Below are 6,685 nucleotides of genomic sequence, written 5' to 3'. Positions count from 1 at the left end.
ACATACCCTTGAAAAAGCTCATAAACAGGCTAGCAATATTAAAATAAATCAATACACTAGTTAAGTCGCTTAAAGTACTAATAAAAGGACCACTAGCTACCGCGGGGTCAAAACCGATTTTTGCCATTAACATCGGAATTAAGCTACCAGCTAAATTAGCCACGGTAATAGCAGCCATCATTGCTAAGCCGATAACTGCTCCCAAAACTAGATTATGTTTCCATATTCCTACTACCACCATAATAGTTAATCCTGTAATAAGGCCGATAACTAAACCAGTTATCAACTCCTTTAACAGCAAGCTCAACAAGTGTTGAGGCTTATTATTAGTTAAAGATAGGCGTCTAACAGCAACGGCCAAACTTTGCGTACCAGCATTACCAGCAGTCCCTGTAATTAGCGAGATAAACACTGCTAAAATACTAGCTTGACTTAATAAAGTTTCAAAATGAGAAATTAAAGTGGCTGTAATCATCCCTAAAAACAATAAAGTTATTAACCATGGCAAACGACTGCTCGCCGCCTTGACAGGCGTACTTTTCGATTCATCGACATCAACACCCGCTAATTTAGAATAATCATCTTGAGCCTCATCATCAATAACTTCAATTACATCGTCAACCGTAACGATTCCCATCAATTTATGGGCATGATCAATAACTGGCAAAGCGACAAATTGATAATCACGAAATACTTGAGCTACAGCTTCTTGATCATCATCGACAAATACCGAAATTACATTACTAGTCATAATTGTACTTAAGACAGCCTTTTGACTATGGGTAAATAATTCTCTTAAAGATAAGGTTCCCACTAAGTCATTATCATTATCAATTACATATAAGTAATAAATAGTCTCAGCTGTATGGGCGAATTTTCGCAATAAGTCGAGGGCTTCTTTGACATTTAAATCTTGGTGCATGACTACATAATCAGTAGTCATCAATCCCCCGGCAGTCTGAGTATCATAATGCAATAACCCCCGCAATTGATTGGCATCAGCTTGCGGCATTAATGATAAATAACGATCGACTTCACTTTTATCCAGATGTTCTAATAAATCGGCGGCATTATCATCATACATGCTGTTTAAAACTTCCGAAGCATATTTCAGATCCATTTCTGCCAAAATTTCCGAAATATTAAATTGATCATCTTCCAAGGTATCGAACATATCGCCTACTTCATCAGGTGCCATGACTTCATACATGCGCAAACGCTGCTCGTGATTTAAAGTCAAGAAGAACTGCCCCTGTTCATAAAAGTGCATGTCTAAAAAGCGTTTACGAAACTGTTTAGTTCGTTCTTCGTCGAGTATTTTTCTAAGTTTGCGAAACTGAAGATTAATTGGAGTTTGTAATTCCTGCATGATTATCACCTAATGTCTTTATCGCAATAAAAATTATTTTGATAAAGTTATTTACTATTTCTTTGAAGCAGCTGCTGTAAATCAGCTGCTAAGGGAGCAGTTATATTTACTTGCTGCTGGCTAATTTGATTAAAAAAGCTAAATGTACTGCAGTGTAAGGCCTGGCGCTGTAAAAGATTGGTAGCTCCGCCATAAGCATCATCACCAATCAAAGGATGCCCTAAATAAGCAAAATGTACACGAATTTGATGTGTTCGTCCTGTAATTAACTTGACCCTTACCCAGGTAAAATCGGGATAAGTCTTCACCACTCGATACTTAGTTAAGGCCCATTTACCGGCCGCCGCAACACAGCGTAGATTATGATTATTGCTATCTACCCCGATAGGTGCACAGATTTGCCCGCTAGACTGGGCTAAATGTCCACTTACAATGGCATCATACTCTTTATTAACAGCTGTTGTTAAGAATTCCCCCGCCAATAAACTATGCGCGTAGGCATTTTTGGCAAACGTAATAATACCTGAAGTATCACGATCTAAGCGTGACACTAAATGAATAGCATCATTTTCAGCATCGCTGGTCTGCAAGTAATATTTAACATAATTAGCCAAAGTGGCACTGGTAAGATTCATCACAGGTAAAGAAGCCAAACCTGCTGGTTTATTAATAATTAAATAATTATCATCTTCATAAAGAATATCTAAAGTCCCCGCTATCGGAGCAATTTTATGGGAGCCTTGTTCTTGTGGCAAGACAACTATAATTTCATCACCATAGTGTAATTGATAACTAAAGAAGCGGCGATGGTGATTAACATAAATTTGTCCATGACGAAACTTTAATTGTTTCAACTGCGTCTTGGAAAAACCACGCTGACTTAAAAAACTAACTAATTTTTGCGGATATTGATCGTCCTTTTGCCAATGATAAAGCATTAGTTTTCATCCACTAAAAAAGCATTACGTACCCGCAGCCAGAATCTTTTGGGACGATAAGAAGCAATGTTAATGGTTTCGCAAGAAATTTGATAGTCGATCTTTTGGACTGAACAATGGTCATAGGACAAGTTATCAATTGTCACAATATAATCACTTTGAGGAGCAGGCATCACGGTTAAAACTTGCTCTTTAGGCAAAATTAACGATGAATTAACAGTCCGATAAACTCGATTATTAATCGGTGCCATTTCATTAAACTGCATAACTGCTAAAGATGGATCAATTAAAGCGCCACCTAAAGACTTTGAATATGCCGTAGAACCGCTGGGAGTTGATAAAACTACACCATCTCCGCGAAAGCGTTCAAAACGTCGGCCATCAATTAAAATATCCGCCCGCATTGTCTGAGAAACCCGCTTCAAAATGGATTCATTTAAAGAAAGAAAATGGCTAACTACGCCACTTTTAAAAGTCACTTTAACATCCAGCAAAGGAAAGCAAATAGTTTTTTTCTGATTATTGACAATATGTTCCACCAGGTTATCAACTTCACTATCCTGCCAATCGGTATAAAATCCGAGGTGTCCAGTATGGATACCTACAAACTCTATATGTTCTAGTTGATCGTTAAAACGATGAAAAGCACTTAAAAACGTTCCGTCACCACCAACTGTGACGACTAAATCTGGTCGATTAGCACTAATAGTGATACCCGCTTGTAATAACTTCGATTGTAATTGCTTCGCAACTTTTTGGGAGATATTCTTTGTATTACTTTGAATCCAAATTTTCATGCGCACGCTCCTTTTGACCAGGATAATCAGGACCCTTTTGATTAGTAAAATACTTTTGAGCATCTTGAATTTCCCCACGAATTTTGGACATTTCTTCATCAAGCATAAATGAAGCTTCTGCAGCTCTTTTTAAACGAGCATTAATATCTTGCGGAAAATCACCTTGATACTTATAATTTAGGGAGTGTTCAATTGTTGACCAAAAATTCATGGCTAAGGTGCGAATTTGAATTTCAGCTAAAATTTCTTTAACACCATTAATTTGTTGAATGGGATACTTAATCACCATATGATATGAGCGATACCCGCTAGGTTTACTATTTGCTATATAATCACGCTCTTCTACAACTGCCAAATCAGTGCGGTCGTGTAAAATGTTGACTACTTGATAAATGTCTTCAACAAATTGGCATTGAATACGTAAACCCGCAATATCTTGCATATCTTGTTCTAATAACTCATCTTTAATAAAACGGCGCTGCATCTTTTCTTTGATACTTTCGACCGTTTTCACTCGCCCAATTACATATTCAATCGGTGAGTGTTCTCCTTTTTCAATGTATTCTTTACGTAGACCTCGTAATTTGATTTTTAATTCATTTACTGCTTGTTCATAGGGCAATAAGAAAGTTGTCCAGTTTCTTTCTGCCATTGCGATCACCTCAACGTGTTAACTATACCATATTACAGCTAAAATTTAGCAATTTACTTCACGGTAAAAAGCGCAAATAAATTGAAACTTTTGGAAAATTTGATATGGTAGTATGTGAACTTTAGCCAAACTTCACCACTAAGGAGGGTTTTTCATGTGGGAAATTTTTATCTTTGTTAACCCTATTGGAAACCGCTGTTTAACAACCGAAAAAACTATTATTAAGTTTGCGAACAAACATAAAGTCAGTGCGCACTTTAAGTTTATTGCTCTCAATAACGTTTATGCGATTGATGATTATATGCGGCGCAAACACTTGGATTTAAATAATATTAACTTACGAAACCAAATTACCCAAAAAATCCATCAGGCCACCTTATTTTATAAGGCGGCCACCTTTCAAGGTAATCGTAAGGGCCGACAATTCCTTATGCAATTACAAGATGATGTAAACTTAAAACATCAAGAATTTAACGAGCAGCTTGTTCAAAATGTGGCACAGCAAGTGGGCTTAGATTGGTCAACACTTTTGGCTGATAAAGATAGCCAATTGGCGCTGAACCAATGCCGCTTAGATCAACAAAAAGCAGCTAGTTTTGGGATTACTGCCACTCCAGCAACGGTTATTTATGATTATTCTAGTTATTTCTGTGAACAAGGTGTCTTAATTAAGTCTTGCACTTTGACGCAATTAAGAGAATTTTTAAATAATTTAATTAAAAAAGATTATCAAATTTTGCTTGATCGACGCTTGCACATGCTTGAATAATCTTTGCGGATACCAGTGGAACCTTAGCACTACTAGTTTGTTGAGCCTTCTGTGCTAAGGGCAAATAACACGGCCAAAAACGGTAAATAGGAAACATAGTTTTTGGCGGTGTTTTTTTGACAAAATTTAACAGTGAATATTGTTGCTGATAACACCAATTCTGCCACTGAATAAATTGATGGGTAGGAACTAATTGTTGTTTTTGATACCATCTTTGCCAATTAATTTTCTCAATTTGATAGTGAGGCGGGGAAACTTGAAGTTCTAGTAACTGGGTCCAACTTGAAATAAAGCTTTGTTGCCAATATAGCTTATTGGAATAAGGTGAAGTTTGATAGTGATAATTTAAGCGTAAAAAATTTTCCTGCGGCAACTTAAATAACACATAAAACCCCCAGTGTTTGGAATAACTAACAATACTTTGTAAATGCTTTAAGTGTTGGGCTTGGCGGTAGTGTTTGGGACCAAAAATCCATAGCGGACGTAAATTTTTGCGCTGATATAAAAAATGGCGGCGTGCTAATTCGTTTTTACTAATCGGTGAACATTGATATTCTACTGCTAAGTGCCATTTATAATTACGTGCATATAAATCTAGACGCTGTTCTGAATCCCAAATGTATTCCAAATCCACTGTAAAGGTCGGTGCCAAAAATTTTGCTAGCCACTTTTTGCCCGCACGATGGATGGACGATTCAGCTATTTGATTAGTCTGGTGGCTATAATGCCGAAAAAACGGCTGTTTTTGCCCGCAAATTAGCTGTACAGGACGACGGCATTGTGGGCAAAAGAATTTATCAGATATTTGGGCTACTTTTGCATAAACTATCTGTCCATTTTGATTATATGCGGCTAGGATAAAACCACCCTTTATTTAATTACCCCTATCCAATCTAAAAAACAGTAAAAATAAGGGAGTGAGGACAAATATTGTCCTCACTCCCTCATCTAATCATAGACTATTATTTAAAATAATATCGTGACAATTCAAAAGCAGTCTGTCTCATGACTGGTTGACCAAATTCAGCTAAAACTGCAGCTGAAAGTGGTACTATCTGCCCATATTCCTGCACTAAGGCAGTTAGGTTATTCAAGGTAATACTGCGCAATTCATCAACATAAATAGTTAAATGTAAGTAGTAGACATTTTGATAACGATAAAGGTCGCTTTCAAAACTTTCGACAGCTAATACTTTACTTAAAGCTACAAAGTTTTCAAAATCTGCAAATTTAACTACTAGTTCCTGTGTGGCTGGATTTGCTGTTTCCCCAGTATTATTCTCATCATCTTGTCCGACAAATCCTAAGGACTGCAAAAGCTGATTTTCTTCTTGAGGAGAACTGTCTTGTCCGTCTTTAGGCGCTTTAGAAATTAGTAATTCTAGGCCCTTGCTATTAGGCACCACTTGGAAAGTAACAGTTTGATCCTGAGTAAAAGTGTGGTCAGTATCAACTTCTTCTAAAATACTATAAAAGAAGGACTCAATTTGCTTGCGGTTCCCGAGTAAATCCAGCACAGTTACGCCACGCTCTTCCAAATCATGATTACCTAAAACAACGCGAATCATATTTTCACTTACGTGTTCAATTTCCACGGCTGTCAACCACCAATCTTTCTTCCTTACTAACCTATTTTAACAGTAACACTCTTAAAGTAAAGTAATTGAATTAAAAAAGACTAGAACAAATAAACGTTCTAGTCTTTTCGTTACTTAAAAAGTGATTTAAACTTACTAGCTAATTAAATAGACTGTGCTCTTTGCAATTCTCTTAATTCCATAACACGTACCTTGCGCGGTAAGAAGCGCCGAATTTCATCTTCATTATAACCAACCTGTAAACTCTTGTCATCCATCATAATTGGGCGACGCAATAAACCAGGGTTAGTTTCAATTAATCCAATTAATTGGTCGATTGTTAAATCATTAATATCCATTTTCAAAGCTTGATAAGCCTTAGACCGTGTGGAGATGATTTCTTCAGTACCATCTTCAGTCATCTGCAAAATTCTTTTAATCTCATCTTTAGAAAGTGGTTGTGCAAAGATGTTGCGTTCCTTAAAGGGGATATTGTGTTCTTTAAACCACTTCTTAGCCTTACGACAAGAGGTACAACTTGGAGATGTATATAAAGTTACCATGTTTGAATCTCCCTTCTTAC

At 36.8% G+C, this 6,685-nt stretch carries 8 protein-coding genes; 1 reads left to right on the top strand and 7 read right to left on the bottom strand.

Annotation, left to right across the window (positions count from 1 at the left end):
• The 4 genes from mgtE to EQ827_RS07300 all read right to left on the bottom strand — a co-directional run.
• Positions 1–1,369: magnesium transporter (gene mgtE, locus EQ827_RS07315; RefSeq protein WP_181190345.1), on the bottom strand; the 1,369-nt coding region annotated here is incomplete at its 3' end.
• 47 nt (positions 1,370–1,416) lie between these two features.
• Positions 1,417–2,307: an RluA family pseudouridine synthase gene (locus EQ827_RS07310; protein WP_181190344.1), complete on the bottom strand. Its 891-nt coding sequence runs from the start codon at positions 2,305–2,307 to the stop codon at positions 1,417–1,419.
• Entirely contained in the window at positions 2,307–3,104 is a 798-nt protein-coding gene (locus EQ827_RS07305) for an NAD kinase (RefSeq protein ID WP_219912669.1), read from the bottom strand. The genes EQ827_RS07310 and EQ827_RS07305 overlap by 1 nt, the downstream gene beginning before the upstream one ends.
• Positions 3,082–3,756, bottom strand: a complete 675-nt coding sequence (locus EQ827_RS07300) for a GTP pyrophosphokinase (RefSeq protein WP_181190342.1) — start codon at positions 3,754–3,756, stop codon at positions 3,082–3,084. Before EQ827_RS07300 ends, EQ827_RS07305 begins: the two co-directional genes overlap by 23 nt.
• Positions 3,757–3,910: 154 nt before the next feature.
• On the opposite strand from EQ827_RS07300, the gene EQ827_RS07295 reads away from it, so the two are divergent.
• Positions 3,911–4,525 (top strand): DsbA family protein, encoded by a 615-nt coding sequence (locus EQ827_RS07295; protein WP_181190341.1) that lies wholly within the window; start codon positions 3,911–3,913, stop codon positions 4,523–4,525.
• Here EQ827_RS07295 and EQ827_RS07290 read toward each other — a convergent pair.
• The 3 genes from EQ827_RS07290 to spx all read right to left on the bottom strand — a co-directional run bounded on the left by EQ827_RS07290 (position 4,473) and on the right by spx (position 6,665).
• On the bottom strand, positions 4,473–5,330 hold the full coding sequence (locus EQ827_RS07290; protein ID WP_309109350.1) for a competence protein CoiA family protein: 858 nt from the start codon (positions 5,328–5,330) through the stop codon (positions 4,473–4,475). The two genes, EQ827_RS07295 and EQ827_RS07290, sit on opposite strands and share 53 nt — an antisense overlap.
• A 157-nt stretch (positions 5,331–5,487) precedes the next feature.
• On the bottom strand, positions 5,488–6,120 hold the full coding sequence (locus EQ827_RS07285; RefSeq protein WP_181190346.1) for an adaptor protein MecA: 633 nt from the start codon (positions 6,118–6,120) through the stop codon (positions 5,488–5,490).
• A 146-nt stretch (positions 6,121–6,266) separates the two neighbouring features.
• Positions 6,267–6,665 carry a transcriptional regulator Spx gene (spx, locus tag EQ827_RS07280; RefSeq protein ID WP_181190340.1) on the bottom strand — a complete coding sequence of 133 codons (399 nt, stop codon included), beginning with the start codon at positions 6,663–6,665 and terminating at the stop codon, positions 6,267–6,269.
• Positions 6,666–6,685 lie beyond the last annotated feature (20 nt).

The organism is Bombilactobacillus bombi (assembly GCF_013607485.1).
Classification (GTDB): domain Bacteria; phylum Bacillota; class Bacilli; order Lactobacillales; family Lactobacillaceae; genus Bombilactobacillus; species Bombilactobacillus bombi_A.
This window is presented reverse-complemented; position numbering and strand designations above follow the sequence as displayed.

Coding starts and splice junctions, on each gene's coding strand:
- EQ827_RS07295 (WP_181190341.1), top strand. CDS start 3,911: ATGTGGGAAATTTTTATCTTTGTTAACCCTATTGGAAACCGCTGTTTA.
- spx (WP_181190340.1), bottom strand. CDS start 6,665: ATGGTAACTTTATATACATCTCCAAGTTGTACCTCTTGTCGTAAGGCT.
- EQ827_RS07305 (WP_219912669.1), bottom strand. CDS start 3,104: ATGAAAATTTGGATTCAAAGTAATACAAAGAATATCTCCCAAAAAGTT.
- EQ827_RS07310 (WP_181190344.1), bottom strand. CDS start 2,307: ATGCTTTATCATTGGCAAAAGGACGATCAATATCCGCAAAAATTAGTT.
- EQ827_RS07300 (WP_181190342.1), bottom strand. CDS start 3,756: ATGGCAGAAAGAAACTGGACAACTTTCTTATTGCCCTATGAACAAGCA.